General features: G+C 47.8%; 18 protein-coding genes and 1 tRNA gene. 11 read left to right on the top strand and 8 right to left on the bottom strand.

Annotation, left to right across the window (positions count from 1 at the left end):
* Positions 1 to 105: 105 nt before the first annotated feature.
* Both B157_RS0115630 and B157_RS0115625 read right to left on the bottom strand, forming a co-directional pair.
* The gene (locus tag B157_RS0115630) at positions 106 to 615 is read right to left on the bottom strand and encodes a SixA phosphatase family protein (protein WP_020604240.1); all 510 of its coding nucleotides are present in this window, start codon (positions 613 to 615) and stop codon (positions 106 to 108) included.
* Positions 616 to 715: 100 nt separating this feature from the next.
* Positions 716 to 1,522: a 3-keto-disaccharide hydrolase gene (locus B157_RS0115625; protein ID WP_020604239.1), complete on the bottom strand. Its 807-nt coding sequence runs from the start codon at positions 1,520 to 1,522 to the stop codon at positions 716 to 718.
* Positions 1,523 to 1,645: 123 nt separating this feature from the next.
* Here B157_RS0115625 and B157_RS0115620 point away from each other — a divergent pair, with 123 nt between their 5' ends.
* Positions 1,646 to 3,544, top strand: coding sequence for a 3-keto-disaccharide hydrolase (locus B157_RS0115620; protein WP_020604238.1), 1,899 nt, complete (start codon positions 1,646 to 1,648; stop codon positions 3,542 to 3,544).
* 1 nt (position 3,545) lies between these two features.
* A complete protein-coding gene (locus B157_RS0115615; protein ID WP_020604237.1) occupies positions 3,546 to 5,549 on the top strand; it encodes a c-type cytochrome in 2,004 nt (667 codons plus the stop codon).
* Between the two features lie 541 nt (positions 5,550 to 6,090).
* On the opposite strand, the gene B157_RS0115610 is transcribed toward B157_RS0115615, so the two are convergent.
* Positions 6,091 to 6,163: transfer RNA gene (locus B157_RS0115610), tRNA-Phe, on the bottom strand.
* A 144-nt stretch (positions 6,164 to 6,307) separates the two neighbouring features.
* Between B157_RS0115610 and B157_RS0115605 the strand changes: the two genes are divergently transcribed.
* The 7 genes from B157_RS0115605 (at position 6,308) to nadD (ending at position 11,840) form a co-directional block, all read left to right on the top strand.
* Positions 6,308 to 7,708: a 4Fe-4S dicluster domain-containing protein gene (locus B157_RS0115605; protein WP_020604236.1), complete on the top strand. Its 1,401-nt coding sequence runs from the start codon at positions 6,308 to 6,310 to the stop codon at positions 7,706 to 7,708.
* A gap of 118 nt (positions 7,709 to 7,826) precedes the next feature.
* A complete protein-coding gene (locus B157_RS0115600; protein ID WP_020604235.1) occupies positions 7,827 to 8,627 on the top strand; it encodes a (Fe-S)-binding protein in 801 nt (266 codons plus the stop codon).
* A gap of 75 nt (positions 8,628 to 8,702) precedes the next feature.
* The gene (locus tag B157_RS0115595; protein WP_020604234.1) at positions 8,703 to 9,200 is read left to right on the top strand and encodes a hypothetical protein; all 498 of its coding nucleotides are present in this window, start codon (positions 8,703 to 8,705) and stop codon (positions 9,198 to 9,200) included.
* Between the two features lie 245 nt (positions 9,201 to 9,445).
* On the top strand, positions 9,446 to 10,126 hold the full coding sequence (locus B157_RS0115590; protein WP_211225000.1) for a sigma-70 family RNA polymerase sigma factor: 681 nt from the start codon (positions 9,446 to 9,448) through the stop codon (positions 10,124 to 10,126).
* Between the two features lie 129 nt (positions 10,127 to 10,255).
* Positions 10,256 to 10,498: a hypothetical protein gene (locus tag B157_RS0115585; protein ID WP_020604232.1), complete on the top strand. Its 243-nt coding sequence runs from the start codon at positions 10,256 to 10,258 to the stop codon at positions 10,496 to 10,498.
* A gap of 90 nt (positions 10,499 to 10,588) precedes the next feature.
* Positions 10,589 to 11,188 (top strand): guanylate kinase, encoded by a 600-nt coding sequence (gene gmk, locus B157_RS0115580; RefSeq protein WP_020604231.1) that lies wholly within the window; start codon positions 10,589 to 10,591, stop codon positions 11,186 to 11,188.
* 79 nt (positions 11,189 to 11,267) lie between these two features.
* Positions 11,268 to 11,840, top strand: a complete 573-nt coding sequence (nadD, locus tag B157_RS0115575) for a nicotinate (nicotinamide) nucleotide adenylyltransferase (protein ID WP_020604230.1) — start codon at positions 11,268 to 11,270, stop codon at positions 11,838 to 11,840.
* Between the two features lie 6 nt (positions 11,841 to 11,846).
* On the opposite strand, the gene B157_RS0115570 is transcribed toward nadD, so the two are convergent.
* The 3 genes from B157_RS0115570 to cysS all read right to left on the bottom strand — a co-directional run bounded on the left by B157_RS0115570 (position 11,847) and on the right by cysS (position 14,924).
* Positions 11,847 to 12,323, bottom strand: a complete 477-nt coding sequence (locus tag B157_RS0115570; RefSeq protein WP_020604229.1) for a hypothetical protein — start codon at positions 12,321 to 12,323, stop codon at positions 11,847 to 11,849.
* Positions 12,316 to 13,329 (bottom strand): M28 family peptidase, encoded by a 1,014-nt coding sequence (locus B157_RS0115565; RefSeq protein ID WP_026308727.1) that lies wholly within the window; start codon positions 13,327 to 13,329, stop codon positions 12,316 to 12,318. Before B157_RS0115565 ends, B157_RS0115570 begins: the two co-directional genes overlap by 8 nt.
* Before the next feature lie 107 nt (positions 13,330 to 13,436).
* Positions 13,437 to 14,924, bottom strand: coding sequence for a cysteine--tRNA ligase (gene cysS / locus B157_RS0115560; protein ID WP_020604227.1), 1,488 nt, complete (start codon positions 14,922 to 14,924; stop codon positions 13,437 to 13,439).
* Positions 14,925 to 15,181: 257 nt separating this feature from the next.
* Here cysS and B157_RS0115550 point away from each other — a divergent pair, with 257 nt between their 5' ends.
* Both B157_RS0115550 and B157_RS0115545 read left to right on the top strand, forming a co-directional pair.
* A complete protein-coding gene (locus B157_RS0115550; protein WP_020604225.1) occupies positions 15,182 to 16,378 on the top strand; it encodes a hypothetical protein in 1,197 nt (398 codons plus the stop codon).
* 76 nt (positions 16,379 to 16,454) lie between these two features.
* Complete coding sequence (locus B157_RS0115545) at positions 16,455 to 17,375, top strand: PfkB family carbohydrate kinase (protein WP_020604224.1); 921 nt, start codon at positions 16,455 to 16,457, stop codon at positions 17,373 to 17,375.
* Positions 17,376 to 17,452: 77 nt separating this feature from the next.
* On the opposite strand, the gene B157_RS0115540 is transcribed toward B157_RS0115545, so the two are convergent.
* Together B157_RS0115540 and B157_RS0115535 are read right to left on the bottom strand one after the other, a co-directional pair.
* A complete protein-coding gene (locus B157_RS0115540) occupies positions 17,453 to 18,271 on the bottom strand; it encodes a ferritin-like domain-containing protein (protein WP_020604223.1) in 819 nt (272 codons plus the stop codon).
* Between the two features lie 14 nt (positions 18,272 to 18,285).
* A complete protein-coding gene (locus B157_RS0115535) occupies positions 18,286 to 19,005 on the bottom strand; it encodes a ferritin-like domain-containing protein (protein ID WP_020604222.1) in 720 nt (239 codons plus the stop codon).
* Positions 19,006 to 19,420: the final 415 nt, after the last annotated feature.

Here is a 19,420-nt window from a genome sequence, read left to right as displayed (position 1 = left end):
GGTAGTAAAGCAAATATATGTTTATCAGTAAGTTGTGAAACAGCATAATTATTTGACTTGAGATAATCGGCTGACGAAACGGATAAAAACGGATGCAGAATGTCCCTAGGGCGGGGTAATCACACCATAGGTAAACTGCGAAAACGTAACCGATTTACCCAGCAGCCCACGCCGGATATTCACACGAAGCAGGTTATCAAAATCACCTGATTCAATCTTAGTCATTGCTGGTTTGGCACCCAGCCCTCTGGCAATCTCCAGAATCGTGTTGCTATGACCAACCACCAGAACAGTTTTACTACGGATTTGACTGACACGTTTAACGATAGCCTCCGTAGGTTTCGCCGGGTAATCCATCAAAGGAATACCCCGTCGTGTGGCAAGCGGCTGTGCCGTTTGGCGCGTCCGTCGATAGGGGGTAGTAAAAATGGAGTCGATACCCTTCGTAGTCAGCGTGTCAGCTAACGCTTCTGCCCGGGCATATCCGGCTGGAGTGAGATTCGTGGTATCAGTCTCGTTTACCTTTTCGGCATGACGAACAATGTAGACGGTAGTGGTAGAGCAGGCTGTTAGTAACAAAATGGCCAGCAGAAATAGGTAGTAGAGTAGTCGCATAGAAACTTTATTTCAGACGATGAACTAACATACATCAATGATACGAAAAAGCCCCCGGCATTTACCGAGGGCCTGTCTGTTATTCGTAAGCGGTGAGCAATTATAAGGGTCGAATCCAGATATTGCGAAAGCCAACCGGGTTGCCGTGATCCTGCAATAAAATAGGCCCGGCACCGTGTGGCTGCACTTTTGGATAACCAATGTATTCCGTTGTACCGCGAATGGCCGCGTGGTTTTCTACCAATATGCCATTGAGCAGCACCGTAACGTATGCGTAATCAACCATCATACCCGCTTTATTGAAGCGGGGAGCCTGATAAACAATATCGTAGGTTTGCCACTGACCCGGTGGGCGGCTGGGATTAACCAGGGGAATGGTCTGCTTGTAAATCGAGCCAACCATCCCATCTACATACGTTGGATTGTTGTAGTTGTCCAGCACCTGCAACTCGTAACGGCCCTGCAAAAAGATACCGCTGTTACCCCGCGCCTGACTGTTGCCTTCTACTTTTTCGGGAGTTTTGAACTCAACATGCAGTTGAAAATCGTTAAACTCCTTCTTCGACCGGGCCGAAAAGCCTTTGGTCGAGTACATAATCCCATCGGTTACTGGCCATTTAAGGGGTCCTTCGTTCGTGTTCTCCCAGTTAGCCGGCGAGTAGCCTTTAATCGCCACCCATTCGTCGGTATTCTTACCATCGAAAAGTACAATGGCATCAGACGGAGGGGTAGTGCCGCTGGTATTAGCCGACACGGTACCCGGTGTCACAACGGGTGGTACTGGCTCCCATATTTCGGTCGATTGGGGGGTTTGCTTACCTGGCTCCGGCTGAGCCATAACCTTATTTGACAGGGCGAGGCTGGTAATAGCTGCACACACAGCCAGGGATACATGGAGGTTTTTCATAAGAACTAATTCGGGTTAATATATTCTTTGGTAAAAACACCCAAAGATAAGGTAAATGTCTAATAGCGGTCTTTTAGCTGGAAAAAATGTAATTTTAACCCCTTAAACCTGACGACATAATCTATGATAACCACTACCGTTTCGGCTTGTTTCCGTAGGTTACTGGCGGTTAGCGGGGCTGTTGGTCTTGGACTGACTGGGCCATTACTGAGCCTGGCCCAACCCGCACCAGTGCCCGGTACAGCCATTCAACTTAACGACCTGAGTGCGTTTGTTTCCCCTACGCCAAACTGGCGTATTGTGGGAAGCGTTCGTGCAGACCTCAACAAAGCCAATACCCTGACGACCGGGAAAGGCACGGGTGTCCTGGCCAATGTACCAGCCGATGCCAGCTTTGGTCAGAAATATAACCTGCTGACAAACGTCCAGCATGGCGATATTGATCTGGAGCTAGAATACATGATGGCCGCCCAATCGAACTCGGGTATTTATTTACAGGGACGGTACGAAGTGCAGTTATTTGATAGCTGGAATGTTCGCCGACCTAAAACAGTAGACAATGGGTCTATTTACGAGCGTTGGGACGAAAAGCGCCCCGATGGACAAAAAGGGTATGAAGGCCATCCTGCCCGCCAGAACGCCAGTCGCGCCCCTGGTTTGTGGCAACATGTAAAGATCTCCTTCCAGGCACCCCGTTTCAATGCGGGTGGCCAAAAGACTGAAAATGCCCGCATGATTCGGGTTGAGCTAAACGGAGTTGTTATTCACGAAAACGTTGACCTGACTGGCCCAACCCGTTCGGCTGCTTTTGAGGACGAAAAACCACTTGGTCCGCTTATGCTTCAGGGCGACCATGGAGCCGTTGCTTTCCGTAACATTCGCTATGTGCTATATGACAAACCCCGCCCCGAACTACTCGACCTTAGTTATGCCGTGTATAAAGGAAAGTATGAGAAGGAGTCTGATTATGTATTCGGGGGAAAAGCACCGGAAGCAGAAGGAGCGACTAAAGTACTGTCGGCATCAGTAAGCCGGATTCCCAACGAATTTCTCATTCGCTATACCGGCACCATGCGCGTGGCCGAACCCGGCGAATACCGCTTTAACCTGGGTGTTCCGGGGGGTGGAGGAATACTAAAAATAAACAACCAGACGGTTGTTGCATCGGTTGGCAGGGATGGTAGCGGAAAGGCAACCCTGCCCAAAGGCGATCTGCCTTTTGAACTGCTCTACAGCAAATTTATCGATTGGGCGCAGCCTGCGGTGGGCCTCACCATGGCCGGACCGGGTGTTCGTGAGTTTGCCGTAAGCGAAGGAGCTGGTGGAAACGGAAGTGATGTGGACCCCATTATTGTAGAGGCACAGACGAATACCCTTCTCCGAAGTTTTATGGATATTCCGGCAGAATCTGCACTGGGGCAGCAGGGCCGCGGACTTCGTGTAACCCACGCCATTTCAGTAGGCAGCCCGGAGCAGATTCATTACACGTACGACCTGGACAAAGGCGCGCTGGTGCAGGTTTGGCGGGGTAATTTCCTGGATGCTACACCAATGTGGCACGACCGGGGCGACGGATCTTCCCGTCCCACGGGCATGGTGCAGCGGATGGGGACTCCGGTATTATTTCTGAGCAAGTTACCCTCTCCCCAGGCCAACTGGCCTACCGATACAACCGGCTCTGCCTATCGACCAAAAGGATACGTGCTGGATGAAAATGACCGCCCTACGTTCCGCTACCAAAGCTACGATGCATCGGTTGATGATAAAATCCGGGTGCTGGCCGAAGGCAAGGGTATTCAGCGGGAAGTGACCGTCAGGAATCCGTCTGGCAGTCTATATGCCCGGCTCATTAGCGGCACAACGATCAGTGCGCTGGACAATACTATGTATCTCGTGGACGGGCAGGAATTCATCAGGCTTGATGATGTAGGAGGTGCTAAAGCCATCATTCGTGAAAGCAATGGCCGACAGGAATTAATTGTGCCGGTGAAAGAAAAAGTGACATACTCGATTTTGTTCTGACATGAAAAGACTACTAACAACCCTCTTCACGCTAGCCAGTTTTACGCTGCTATGGGCGCAGGAATCGCCGAAGGAGGAAGACTTTTTTAAGATTCTGAAAGTGACCGCTCCCGAAGGCACACTGCTCGAAGTAGGCGGTCTGACCGTACTACCCAACGGTAATCTGGGCGTAGCCACGCGTCGGGGCGATGTATGGATTGTAGAAANCCCCACCAGCCGCAGTCCTTATTTCCGGAAATTTGCGTCGGGACTGCACGAAATATTGGGCCTTGCCTACAAGGATGGTGCCCTTTATTGTGCCCAGCGGGGTGAACTCACTAAAATGGTTGACTCCAATCAGGATGGGAAAGCCGATGTATTTGAGACGATTTTCGCCTGGCCTTTATCGGGACATTACCATGAGTATAGCTTCGGTCCTAAAATTGCCCCGGACGGGCAGTTTTTTGTGACGGGCAACGTAGCCTTTGGAAATGAAGAATGGTGGCGGGGCGAGAGTCGTGTTCCCTGGCGCGGATGGACCATGAAAATTAGCGAGAACGGCACTATGCAGCCCTGGGCCACGGGTATGCGCTCCCCCGCCGGACTGGGCCTCTTCGACGGCGAACTTTTCTATGCCGACAATCAGGGAGACTGGATAGGTTCAGGAGGTATTGTTCACGTTAAAAAAGGGTCGTTTGTTGGGCATCCTGCAGGTTTGCGGTGGACGGGCATGACCAACTCGCCGGTCAAACTGACCACCGAGCAATTCGACGCGCAGATTGATGAACGCCGACGACGGGACGAAAGCGGACGGGCCATAAAACCCGAAAACGTAGTCAACGAAACCCCTACACTCTTATACACGCTGAAGGACAAGTTTCCGGGAGCTGCCATTCAGGTACCCGCCGTTTGGTTACCGCATGGTATTCTGGGTATTTCAAACTCCGAAATTGTGGAGATTCCACAGGGTGCATTCGGCCCCTTTGCCGGGCAATTGCTGGTGGGCGATCAGGGCATGAGCAAAATTTCGCGGGTGTTCATGGAAAAAGTAAATGGCGAGTATCAGGGTGGCGCCATCGAATTTCGAAACGGGTTTAAGTCGGGCGTATTACGAATGGCGTTTGCGCAGGATGGATCGCTGTTTGTGGGTGAAACGAACCGGGGTTGGGGATCGGCCGGAGAAGCCAACGAAGGTTTACAGCGACTGGCCTGGAATGGAACCTTACCATTTGAAATGCGCACGGTAAAAGCCATGCCCGACGGCTTCGAGGTTGAGTTTACCAAACCTGTCGACCGGAAATCAGCTGAAGACCTGTCCTCCTACCGGGTGGAGAGTTTCCTGTACAAATACCACGCTGTCTATGGTAGCCCAACCGTCAATAAAGAGGCCCTGCCCATCAAAGGAGTGAAGGTTTCGGCTGATGGGATGAAAGCCCGTTTGATCGTTGGTGATTTGCGGAAGTATTACATCCACCAGTTGACGCTGGAGGGCGTTCGGGGAGTCGAAGGGTCTTATTCACTTGTTCACCCCATTGCGTACTATACGCTTAACAACATCCCAACAGGAGACAAATTAGCGATGAGCGACGTAAGCACCCGCCGTGGAGACGGAAAGAATTCAGCCGCAACATCAACGGTAGCCGTACCAGTGGTAGCTGGAAAAAAGGAAGCCACCAAAACCGGCGGTAAGCCCAGGTTAGTGGAAGGGCAGGCCGTAACGATGGCCAAGGCTCCGACTTATGAGCAGGTGAAAGGATTGCTGACACGCCACACCTGTTCGGCCTGTCATCAGGCCGAGAAAAGGCAGGTTGGCCCCGCTTTTGCGGATGTGGCCAAACGCAAATATACCAATGACCAGATCGTCGAACTGATTTACAACCCCAAGCCGCAACACTGGCCCGAGTACGCCACCGAAATGCCTCCCATGCCGCAGGTTCCTAAAGCCGACGCCCTGAAGATTGCCGCCTGGATTAATTCGCTCGCACCCGCCAGCGGAAGTAACTCTACTGGTGCGCCTAAACCGTAGCGACCATTTGGGGATTTTTTGTAGACGGGATAGCTCATTGAACTATCCCGTTTTTTTTATTGAAATGCTAGAACTGACTTATGCTTACCACTTTTAAAAACCTGTTTACCAGACTTATAAATACATAACACGTCATTTTAAGAAAACAACGACTACTACGGACTTTGTAATAAAATAGTAGAATTACCAGTCTGAAAAATCATTAACAACTGGCTCAAACAAAGAATTTACCCCCTAAAAATCTCCGGGATATCACAACAATGCAGCGGTAATCCAGATATAGTATGCATGCATAATAATAAGAGGAAAGTGCTTATATTCGCAGACGAATGCGTTTTCTGCATTAGTACATCCTGTCGCAGCCTATTCGGAACAGACAACGGATTGGCGGGGCGCAAAATAGTTAATTACATTTAGCCAACTTCAAGTGTTGTTACCCAACAGATTATGAAGCAGACTCACAATACAAATGTTGTATCATTATTGTACCAACAAAAAAGGGAGCCACGATTTTCAATCGTAACTCCCTGGTTTTTGAGGGTGGTGATGGACGGAATCGAACCGCCGACACAAGGATTTTCAGTCCTTTGCTCTACCAACTGAGCTACATCACCGTAACGGCGGAACCGTTTAAAACGTGGGTGCAAAAGTAAGGCGTTTTCGTCTTCCTGCAACAAATAGACTAGAATATTTTTTAACAACGTTCTTTCGACTGTCGTATTTTATTGATTATCAGTCGAAACAAGCTTATCAAATGAATGGAAATTATTCAGCAGATTTTATTTGTCGCGGCATTAGCTGCCGTAGTCTGGTACATTAGCAAACGTGTCCGGCTTATTTCCCGCGCTATCAAACTTGGGCGGCCAGAAAACCGATACGACCATGCCGGTGAGCGATTGAAGACAATGGTGTTAGTAGCTTTTGGGCAGAAAAAGATGTTTACCAATCTGCTCGTTGGCCTGATGCACTTTGTTATCTATGCCGGGTTCATCATCATCAACATCGAAATTCTGGAGATAATACTCGATGGTATTCTGGGAACTCATCGCTTGTTCGCGCCGTCCATCACGCCCGTTTATTCTATTTTAATTGATATTTTTGAACTGCTGGCATTTGGGGTTCTGAGCGTATGTGTGGTGTTCCTTTGCCGTCGGTTTGTGGCACGGGTCGCCCGGTTCCAGCAGGAACGTCACCGCGAAATGACTGAATGGCCCCGTACGGATGCCGCCATCATTCTTATCGCCGAAATCCTGCTGATGATTGCTTTCCTGACCTGGAATGCCTCTGATAGCGTTCTGAGGGACCGGGGTGTCGGTCATTACGGCGAGTTGCGCGGGATTGTACCTGATTTCCTACTCAGTCAGTACCTGAAGCCCCTGTTCACCAATTTCAGCGATACGGCGTTGATAGCCTACGAACGTACGGCCTGGCGGCTCCACATTTTGGGCATTCTCGCCTTTGCCATTTACGTAACGTATTCCAAACATCTGCACATTGCGCTGGGCTTTCCCAATGTTTACTTCTCCGACCTTCAACCCAAAGGTGAGATGCAGAATATGCCCGAAATCACGAAAGAGGTGCAACTGGCACTTGGCTTACCACTCTCGACGAATGCCGATGGGTCACAGGCAAATGATAACGGGGAGCAACCGGGCGAATCTGCATCTGGCGTGGATTCGCCGGCAGACATTGGTCGTTTCGGGGCGAAAGATGTGTACGACCTGAAATGGATAAACCTGATGAACGCCTACAGTTGTACAGAATGCGGGCGTTGTACCTCGGCCTGTCCGGCCAATATTACCGGCAAACAGTTATCTCCCCGGAAAATCATGATGGACACCCGGGACCGGCTTGAAGACATCCGGCGTGGCTGGCAAGCGAATGGAGACGATTACAAGGACGATAAATCACTACTTGGCGACTACATTACTGCGGAGGAGATAAACGCCTGCACAACCTGTCAGGCCTGTATCAATGCCTGCCCTATCAATATCAATCCGCTGGATATTATTCTCCAGTTGCGCCGGTATCGGGTTATGGAAGAATCTCAGGCACCAGCCTCCTGGAACGCCATGTTCAGCAATATTGAGAATAATATGGCTCCCTGGAAATTTTCTCCCAGTGACCGGTTCAACTGGGCAGACCAGGTGAATGATTAATGGTTTATGCTTTACGGAAGTTGGTTTTGTGGTTGGCTGACGCGCCCTTATTGTCTACGTCAGTCCCGGCGGGGAACCGCAACTATAAACCAACTACAAAATACTGATCACTTTAATTATGACTACTGAAAAAACATACACCGTACCAACCATGGCTGATTTGGCCGCAACGAACGAGGAACCAGAAATTTTGTTTTGGGTTGGCTGCGCCGGGTCATTTGACGACCGCTATAAGCGGGTAACGATTGCCTTTGTCCGCATTTTGAATCACGTAGGTATCAAGTTTGCCGTGTTAGGACCAGAGGAAACCTGTACTGGCGACCCGGCCCGTCGGGCAGGAAACGAGTTCCTGTTTCAGATGCAGGCGGTGGCTAATATTCAGGTATTGAATGGCTATAATGTCAAAAAGATTGTGACAGCCTGCCCGCATTGTTTTAATACGCTCAAGAACGAATACCCTGAATTGGGCGGTAATTACGACGTTGTTCACCACTCCCAGTTTTTACAGGGCCTTATTGATGAAGGCCGTATAAAGGTAAAGGATGGGGAGTCTTTCAAAGGCAGGAAGATAACATTCCACGATTCATGTTACCTGGGCCGGGCCAACAAAGTGTACGAAGCGCCCCGCGATGTACTGGCAGCTTTGGATGCCGATCTGGTCGAGATGAAACGCGTGCGGGCCAACGGCTTGTGTTGCGGGGCGGGAGGTGGCCAGTATTTTAAAGAGCCAGAACCAGGGAATAAAGATGTGAACGTGGAGCGGGTAGAAGAAGCACTCGCTACGGGTGCCGACACCATCGCGGTAGCCTGCCCATTCTGTATGACGATGATGTCCGATGGTGTTAAAAACAAGAACAAAGAGGATACCGTACGTGTTTACGACATTTCGGAACTCATCGCCCAAAAGCAAGGGTTATGAGTTTAATGAAGGGTAAAGAATGATACTGCTTTATGATTCTGCTCTACACTCGTCATTATACACTCTCCACTGAACATGTACATCGATTTCGACCAACTACCGGACCAGGCCCGCGTTTGGGTATATCAGGCTAACCGCCCGCTGATAACGGATGAAGTAAAAACGATTGAGGAGGCACTAAAGCCTGCATTGAACCAATGGGCAGCGCATGGGCAACCGTTACTGGCGTCCATGCAGGTCATCGACAATCGATTTGTTATTGTTGGTGTCGATGAGGGCTATAACCTGCCCAGCGGCTGTTCGATCGATGCATCTGTACGATCCTTACGGGAGATTGGCCAACAGTTGAATGTTGACTTTTTTGACCGCTCAGCCGCCATTCGATTAGCCGATGGAACCGTTTCGACATTTGCATTACCAGGGCTGAAAACTGCCGTTACCGAAGGTATCATTACCCCTGATTCGACAGTACTAAATACGTTGGTGGCAAAAAAGTCGGAGTTTTTGACAGGCTGGCATATCCGGGCATCCGACTCATGGTTGAAACGTTATTTTAAATCGGCCACGGTTTAATTAATCAGTAAGATACGTAAAGCCGACCTGTTTGCCACTTTTAGTGGTGGATAGGTCGGCTTTAACATGAGAAGACCTGTAAACGTTCACTGCCAATTCGTCATACAGACTTATTTTTGAACCTTATTTTTAAACAAAGGATTGGTTTTTGCAGTGAGTTAGACTACAAATCAGGAATTTGATGTGGTTTATTCGCGAATTCCTTAAGAATGGCCGACACTAAACGGCAATTTACCCTTACTTTTATGGCGACCATACACCCAGTTATGTCAGATACGCCAACTCGCGACGACGACCAATTGCTTCCTAACGGTGATGCTGTTCAGCAGACCCCGGACGAAACCCCTGCCCGCCGATACACGGATGAGCAGAAGTACCAGGTATTCAACAAGGAGTTCATGCCTCACATTGACTCCATGTACAATTTTGCCTTTCGGCTAACAATGGATGAGGACGATGCCAATGACCTCGTCCAGGATACCTATTTGAAAGCTTTTAGGTTTATTTCGTCGTTTGAGCAAGGAACTAACGCCAAAGCGTGGCTGTTCCGCATTCTGAAGAACAGCTTCATCAACGATTATCGGAAGAAAAGTAAAGAACCGGCAAAAGTAGATTATCAGGATGTTGAAACCACCTATAATTCTGAAGATGCCGAATCTGAACATACAGTTGACCTACGGGCTGAGTCTGTTTCTGATTTAATTGGGGATGAAGTAGCGAATGCACTGAATTCACTGCCAGTTGATTTTCGGACGGTAATTATCCTTTGTGATATCGAAGGATTTACATATGAAGAAATGGCAAAGATTCTGGATATACCAATTGGTACTGTCCGTTCCCGTTTACACCGTGCTCGTAACCTGTTGAAAGAAAAATTGCGCGATTACGCATCGTCAATGGGCTATAAAGAAGAAAATGGCGACTAAACCGAACTTTTCCTACGTCTAAATTGGTTCTGCTCATAACTTAATGGTATTATTATTCTTGGAATAAATTAAATTTTTCCAATGCAAACCTCATTGCCAACATCATCTTCATCCAGTGTAAAGCCAGAGATGAAAGAAAAATGCGATCACCGGGCCGATTGCCTGAAGATGATTCAGTTGATTTTGGACGGAGAAGCTACCGACCAACAACTAGCCAAAGTAAAAGCCAACTTAGAATCCTGCAAACCCTGCATTGAGATGTATAATCTTGAACGGGAAGTTAAGGAACTGTTGACTAAACGAATGGAGAAAAGGTGTTGCCCTGATCAACTGGTGGATACAATCAAATCCAGAATTCTGAGTTTTAGTTAATACGAGTCTAAGCAATTGGGGTAGTTGAGGTAAAGCTTATGATGGCCACCTCAGTTACCCCAATATTTTTTTTACTTAACCATCGCCACTGTGGACGGTAAACTTATCATTTTTTCAGCCCCCTCTGGTTCCGGAAAAACTACCATTGTCAAGCATTTGCTAGCCGAGAATACGAATCTCGGCTTTTCCATTTCAGCCTGCACCCGCGACCGCCGGGGTCGTGCTGAAGAAAATGGGAAAGATTATTACTTCCTGACTCCCGAAGATTTTAAACAAAAAATTGATGAGGGTGAATTTGTTGAATGGGAAGAAGTATATACGGGTGCGTTCTATGGAACCTTGAAATCAGAAATTCAGCGTCTTTGGGACAGCGGAAAACACGTTCTCTTCGATGTAGATGTACAGGGAGGGCTAAAACTAAAAGAGTTTTATGGCGATAAAGCATTAGCTGTTTTCGTGAAGGTACCTGATGAAGAAACCCTCCGTGAACGGTTGATTGGCCGGGGTTCCGAAACGGAAGAAAGTCTGTCCAAACGCCTTTTTAAGGTTCACTTTGAAATGAGTTTTCAGAACCGTTTCGATGTGGTTCTATTGAACGATGACCTGCACGAATCGCTGAAAAAAGCGCAGACTCTGGTCGATAACTTTATCGAGGAGAACAAAGTACCAGCGAAAGCAACCCTAATTTAACAGTATCAGGAGCGAGGACTCAGGAGTGAGCGTGCTGACGCGTAGTATTCTCACCCTTAGCTCCTCACTCACGACTCTTATGAAAATTGGCTTGTTTTTTGGCTCCTTCAACCCCATCCACATTGGCCATTTGATTATTGCCAACACGATGGCTACCAACACCGACCTGGAACAGGTTTGGTTTATTGTATCCCCCCAAAATCCGTTCAAGAAAACCAGAAGTCTGTTGCACGAATTTGACCGGCTCGACATGGTAGAGCGAGCTATTGCTGACAATAGCCGTCTTAAAGCGAACAGCATTGAGTTCTCGATGCCTAAGCCCAGTTACACAATTGACACGTTGGCACGTCTCAGCGAAAAGTATCCGCAACACGTATTTCGACTCATTATGGGCGAGGATAATCTGGAGCAGTTTACGAACTGGAAGAATTACGGTAAGATTCTTGACTACTATGGTTTGTATGTGTATCCACGCCCTCGCAGCAAAGAAAGCGAACTGAAAGCTCACGCGAATGTCCGATTGGTTGAAGCACCTTTACTGGATATATCAGCCACGTTTATTCGTGAGAGTATCCGGGCGAATCGATCTATCCGGTACATGGTGCCGGAAATGGTAGAGGAGATGATTGAACGAAAGAAGTTTTACCGCTAGAGATACTCAGGGCAATCCATTTTGAAACGTAATCTCTGTCGCTATACCCATAGCACTCATCCGAATAGCTACCGAGCGGCTCTGTGATTTAACACCCGGTTGGTCGCAATGAGGTCCTTTCTCCAGGAAGTAAATATAGAATTTCTGATTCCGGTCGGCAATCTGGTTAATGTCCGGCCGACCTAACAGGTCGCCAATGGTATTGGTCATTTTGCCCTTCAGGTTTTGTACTTCCGACTTGAATGCTGGCACAAGCGTCGCCCGAACGCCGTTGCATCCACCCCGGTCACCCCGCCATTTCTTCAGGTCCAGTTGGCCGAATTGGTCTGGTGTAGAATTACAGCTAATGAATAGGGCAGATAAAATACCGACAAGAAAAAATACGTTCACCCTCCATCCCCGTCCATTTTGACTCTGCATTCCAATACGCTCTAATTCGCTCTTTCGCTTTTTCACTCCGGTTCGACGTTCCGATTTACTCATTGTATAATACCTGTAATAGAGTCTGTCCGACGGCTTTTAGGGTTCCCCGGTCAATATTTCTCATGTCATCAGCTAGTGTGTGGTGAGCCGGGAAAAAGCCACCCGTTTGCAAATTCATCTGAATTATGTCGATGGTTGGAATTTTGGCGATAGTATTAGGAGCAATATGATCATCCGTGATTTCCCCGCCTGGTGTATTAACAAAATATTGGCTGTAGCCTAACCAGCTGGCCGTCTGCCATACGTTATTTACAACGGTTGGTGCCACTTTCGTCGAGTACCCCTCTTTAGGGAATGTAGCGCCTTTACCACCAACCATATCCAGCAAAATACCGTAATAAGCCGAATAGCCGGGTTTATGCAAATTCTTAGCCCAATAGCGAGACCCTAATCCATAGCCCAAGTAATCAATAGTTCCGCTTTCTTTTTCGTAATCCTTAGCCGCCTTGTCACTGTTGCCCAAATCTTCGACATCAAAGCAGATAAAATCGATACCGATGGCTGGATTCGATTTGGATTGCTGAATCGTTCGGGCCAATTCGAGCATCACCCCCACTCCACTGGCTCCATCGTTAGCAGCCGGTACGGGCTTCGTTTGGTTGGCTGGTATGGTATCACTATCTGCAATGGGTCTTGAATCCCAATGGGAGGAAATAAAGACGCGTTTGGCAGCCTGTGGGTTAATACTGGCAATAATATTTCGGGCATTCCATTTCTTGCCATCCCAGGTAGTAGCCACAAAGTTCTGTTCCGTTACCGTACAGCCAAATTGTTTGAATTTAGCCACGATGTAATTACCCGTTTGCACATGGGCCGGCGTATTAGGGACACGTGGACCGAAATTTACCTGCTTTTCAACATAAGCGTAGGCCGAATCAGCATTGAACAGAGGAGCCGAAACGGTTGCCACCTGCTCAGTCTGGCCGGTATCGGTTTGTTTAGGTTTCTCTTTACAGGAGATAACGGCGAATGTTAGGCCCGCGAGAAAAAGAGTGAATTTTGTCATTTGGTTGGCATTAATCGTCATTACTGTTAGTCAATCGCCACTGGTTGTCATTCAATAGTTCGTCAATGAATGACAAATAATGACTGCGAAGCAAAATGACTAACGTTTTACTCTTCGTAAGCCCAGTCAATCTGGTGTTTCATATCTTTGATAGCCAGCCCCTGCGCCTTAAAATACGAACGAATTTGATCTACTTTGTCGTATTGCTTTTGGTCCTTGTATTCCCGGTAAAGAGTGAGTAATCCTTCCAGTACAGGTTGATTGTCCATTCCTTCTTCCAGCAAACCCAGTACCTCATGCATGAATGTAGCAAATGATTCTTTAAGCAGATTAAACACTTCCTCGCCCAGAGCCGACACCTGAAGCTGGTTCAGGTAAAGCATATTGATATACTTTAACAAGGTAAACAGTTGGGCAATGCCAACAGCCGTGTTGAGGTCGTCGTTCAGTGCCTCATAAAACTGCTGAACGGCCTGCCGGATATCCTGCTGCTTTGCTTCATCAGAAGCACTTTCGTTTGCAGGTGCGTAGGTTAACTTTCTGCTTATCCTCAATCCATTAGCCAGCCGACGATAGCCTTTCTGAGCCGCTTTTAGGGCATCGTTCGAAAAATCAAGCGTGCTGCGGTAATGCGACTGGAGCATAAAAAACCGAACGGTCATAGGGCTGTATGCCTGCTCCAGCAGGTGGTGAGAACCCGAAAACAATTCGGCTGGCAAGAATGAATTACCCAGCGACTTCGACATTTTCTGGCCGTTAACCGTCAGCATGTTCGAGTGCATCCAGTACCGAACCGGGTCGTGACCGGTTAGCCCATCGCCCTGAGCAATTTCACATTCGTGGTGCGGAAATTTCAAATCCATTCCCCCGCCGTGAATATCAAATTGCTTACCTAAATATTTGGTACTCATGCAGGTACACTCCAGATGCCAGCCAGGGAAACCTGCTCCCCAGGGCGAATTCCAGCGCATGATGTGTTCAGGAGAAGCGTTTTTCCAAAGGGCAAAATCAAGCGGGCTGCGTTTTTCGGACTGCCCGTCCAGTTCCCGGGTCTCATTCAGCAGGTCGTCCAGAATCCTGCCTGATAACTTTCCGTATTGCCCCCCCCGCTTATTATACGTTTCAATATCGAAGTAAACCGAACCGTTCGACTCGTAGGCCAGTCCGTTAGCAAGCAATGCCTGAACCGCTTCGATTTGCTCGACCATATGGCCGGTAGCCGTAGGTTCAATACTGGGCGGAATGGTGTTGAACTGGGCCATCACCGTATGAAAATCATTGGTGAACCGTTGCACGATTTCCATCGGCTCCACCTTTTCCAGTTTGGCCATGCGTCCAATCTTGTCCTCGCCCTCATCGCCATCACCTACCAGATGACCAACATCGGTCAGGTTACGAACATACCTGACCTTGTAACCAATAAAAGTCAGGTAGCGGTAGAGCGTATCGAACGTCAGAAACGTACGGACATTACCGAGGTGAACGTAATTATACACCGTTGGTCCACAAACGTACATGCCTACATAAGGTGGATTCAGCGGTTCGAACAGTTCTTTTTTTCGGGAAAGCGTATTGTATAAATGAAGCGGTTGCATTGATTGATAACTGGTTTCAGGAAACTGATGAGGAAACGAACTACCGAATGGTAGTAGTGGTGTAAGCGCACTTGTTCAGTAACAACAACAAGCGGATAAAACGGTGGTTCTCTTAGTCAGCATGGCCGAAATGGTCCTGTTCATACCGGCGAAGTTACGGATTGTTACGAGTAAAACGGTAGCGCAACCGAAGCGACTCGGTCACTTTTGGCTATATTCGCTTTTTGTTTTTCTATTTGCCCCGTTTTAGGTCCGTAATGCAGCTAGTTGAAGTAGGCGGAAACGCTCAGTATCAGAAAGAATTTATCCAGTTTCCCGTTCGTCTCTACAAGAATGATCCGTGCTGGATTCGTCCGCTGGATACTGATGTAGAGGAGATATTCGACCCATCCCGAAACAAACGATTCGAACATGGTGAATGCGTACGATTCCTGCTATTAGATGATAAGAGCGGCACCATTGGACGTATCGCGGCTTTTATCGACCGCGAAATTGCCAACCTGGATAATGACCAGCCCACAGGCGGCACTGGTTTCTTTGAATGCATTGACGACCAGAAAGCGGCTTTCGCTTTATTTGACGCGGGAAAATCATGGCTTCAAAACCGGGGTATGGAAGCGATGGACGGCCCCATCAACTTCGGTGACCGCGACCGTTGGTGGGGATTACTGGTGGATGGTTTTGACCGGGAGCCAAACTACTGCATGCCCTACACAAAGCCGTATTACATTCCGTTCTTTGAGAATTACGGCTTTAAAGATTACTTCAAACAATTTACGTTTGGTATTCCAACAACCTGGGCGAAACTAACTGAAATGTCGCAGGCGGTGAAAGACCGGGCAAAACGCATTTACGAAAATCCGGATTACACGTTTCGGACAATCGATAAAAAACACCTGCCCGCTGCCGCCGAGCAGTTTCGGCATATTTATAATGCCGCCTGGGGAGGACACAGTGGCGTAAAGGAAATGTCGCCCGGTCAGGCCCAGTTGCTGATGGAAAAGCTCAAGCCGGTCATTGACGAAAAGATCATTTATTTTGCCTATTACCTTGACGAGCCGGTTGCTTTTTTTGTGTGCCTCCCTGAATTAAATCAGGTATTCAAGCACGTAAATGGCAAACTGGATTTGATAGGAAAGTTGAAATTCCTGTGGCACATGCTACTAAAAACCAACCATAAAGCTTTTGGCGTGGTATTTGGCGTAGCACCGGAACATCAAGGGAAAGGCGTTGAAGCAGCTATAGCTTTACGGATGCCACACGAAGCCGACCACAATCCCAACTTTCAATACACCGAATTGGAGATGAACTGGGTGGGTGATTTCAACCCGATTATGGTGCGCTTTGTCAGTCAGTTAGGCTCAAAAATCGTTAAAACGCACATTACGTACCGCAAACTTTTCGACGAAACGAAACCATTTAAACGCTGCCCGGTTATTGGGCGAAGAAAATAAATTTGCGGGTTGAGGGTTTATGCAGGGCCGCCGTTGCATCATAAACCGTAAACCGTAAACTATAAACCAAGCAAAAATGAGCTTATTAACCGTTGGTTCCGTAGCATTCGACGCACTGGAAACCCCATTCGGCAAGACCGACAAAATTATTGGAGGTGCCGCTACCTACATTACCCTTTCAGCATCGTACTTCACGGAGGACAACAACCTGGTTGCTGTTGTGGGCGATGATTTTCCACAAACAATGATTGCTGACCTTAATCAGCATGGCGTTGATACTGAAGGACTTCAAATCAGACAGGGGGAGAAAACGTTCTTCTGGTCGGGGAAATACCATAACGACATGAACACCCGCGACACGGTTGAGGTGCAACTGAACGTTATGGAAGATTTCGACCCAATTATCCCGGAATCGTATCAGGACTGTACTTATTTGATGCTGGGCAATACGGCTCCTGCCATCCAGCAAATGGTAATTGAGCGGTTACACAAACGACCCAAGCTAGTTGTGCTGGATACGATGAATCTGTGGATTGAAATCGCTAATCCTGATTTAATGAGTCTCCTGAAATTGGTGGATGTGCTGGTTGTTAATGACGAAGAAGCGCGCCAGTTGACGAAAGAATATTCACTGGTAAAAGCTGCAGCCATAATTAAGACCCTGGGTCCCAAAACCGTTATCATCAAAAAAGGAGAACATGGAGCACTTCTTTTCAGTGAAGATAGAATCTTCTTCGCGCCTGCCTTACCCCTTGAGGAAGTTTTTGATCCAACAGGTGCGGGCGACACCTTCGCAGGTGGCTTCATTGGCTATCTGGCCAAGACAGACGATATATCGTTCGACAACATGAAGCGTGCCATCATATACGGCTCAGCCATGGCTTCGTTCTGTGTCGAAAAATTTGGGGCCGAGCGTATCATGAACTTAACGCAGGATGAAATTCAGGCGAGGGTTAACGAATTTGTAATACTGTCTGCTTTCGGTCTATCAAACTAGTAACAGGAGTCAACAGACAGCAGGCCGCCGGGAAACTCCCGGCGGCCTGCTGTCTGTTGACTAAGTTTATTGTTATTTTACTTGGCAAAGAAAGGAGCAACAACGGCCAGCACCTGATCCTTCGTGAGCGGTTCATCAAAAGATTCGGTAACCATGTCCATGGTTATTGGAATTTTAAGACTTGCGTTGCCCACCAGCGCATTTGCCAGGTTAACACCGGCCTGCACTACATTCTCTTCACCAGCGTAGTTGCCATTTACTACTGCAGGTAGACCCTGCATAGCGGCAGTACCACCCGTAATCCAGCCTTTTTGCCCGCGCAGGTAACGTACATTGGCAGCGTGAGCCGCTTCAGTAGCGTGAATCTGTAGAGCCACCTGTAGATAAGCAGGAGCATTCATCAGGTTAGGTGCCTGCCCTTTGTAAGCCCGAACACCTGTGTCTTCAAACGTCTGAGCGATAGCGGCAAACGTCTGGAAGTTGCTGAATGTGTCGGTAAAAATACCGCCCGCTGAGAAGTCAAACTTTGGCTCTGGGATAGCAGCAGTTAACAACACTGATTGAAGTAATCGTACGTGTACCTGCTCATGACGGCGGATAACCTCAAAAGCATCTTTATACGCTGATGGAATCATGCTCAGGTTATTCCCGATATCATAAAAGCGATATTCCAGGTATTCCAGTGCAAGCGCAAAGTTAAATACATCCGCTACATTGGCAGGAATGTGGTTACCGTACGCCTTATTAAACATAGAAGCCATCACAGCCGGAGCAGCTACGGCAATCGTTTTTTTGGTCAGAGAACTAAAAAGTCCACGACGAGAAACATGGGCCATGCGATCGAAGACTTCGCCATCCACTTTCTCAATTTCGCTAATTATATTTTGTAAGTTCATTGGAGTCGAGTGGTTTATGCGAGGCTGCCTACTAATGCGCTTGCGTTAATTGTTTCTTTGATGAATTTCTGTGCGATCGGCAACACGTATGTTGGCTCGTAAGCTTTGTGCAGGCCTGTATCGCTCGTGACAATGGTAGGTCCGGCGAAGGCATCTGAACGGGGATACTGAAGCTCACGAATAATTGAATGGTGACGGGTTTCAACCGATACGATCTTTCCGGCGAGGGTCAGATAATCAGCGTTTTTCAGGTACTTACCAGCACCGTTATAGGCTCCTACACCCACCAGTTCAAAGTCGGCTGCGGCAAGCAACACAGAGCCTTTGTCACTGAAGTCAACGCCCGAGAAGTCGAAGGTCAGGTTTGGCACCATATTGCCTACTACTGCTCTGAAGAACTCACGGTGTATGATTTCATGACCACCGATATCGGTAAGAATTTGCTTTTGGCCCGAAGTCATGTTCAGGAAAGGCTTCATTACAACCATTTCGTAGAACGCGGCTTCCAGTTGCTCCAGTACATAAGCAAATGCTAGAATACCCAAATCACCGGTAGGAAGATTTACAACATCACCCGCTGCACGGGCGCTACCAGTTGGCTGTACAGATGTTTCGTCTGCGGTTGAGCAGGCTGTCAGCAGTCCGCCAGTAACGGCTGCTGCTCCAGCTACTCGAAGAAACGACCGGCGACTGGCCGCAGACCCTGTCTCGGGTCGGTTAGTAACTTTTTCCATTGAGCAAAGAAGTTATGTTTTTCTCTTAGTCATTTAGCAACTAAGTTTATATATATACTAGCAGGGCCAGGAAAAAGATTTTTTATTTAATAGAAACATCTTATAGTCCTAATAGAAAATTAAACCAAATAACTGACTATAAGCACACTATAGATAGTACCCTTGGAAAACTTACTAGAAAAATGCAACCAGTTATTACACTCAATTAGGTCACTTATTAGCCTTAAAGCTTAAAATATTCTTAATTTTAACGCGAACTATGAGATCTTTTAAGCAGCTAAGGCCCATTCAGATTCACCGGAAGCGAGCAGACGGTTACTTATGTCGACGTGTGCTGTTGGCTTGCGTTCGTAAAATGAATAGGCGATTAGCGCGCCATACATGTTGACAAATGAGTTGCTGACCGACCGATGGC

It is taken from the genome of Spirosoma spitsbergense DSM 19989 (assembly GCF_000374085.1).
Classification (GTDB): domain Bacteria; phylum Bacteroidota; class Bacteroidia; order Cytophagales; family Spirosomataceae; genus Spirosoma; species Spirosoma spitsbergense.
Note: the sequence above shows the minus strand (reverse complement) of the source record. Positions and strands in the feature narration are given on the sequence as shown.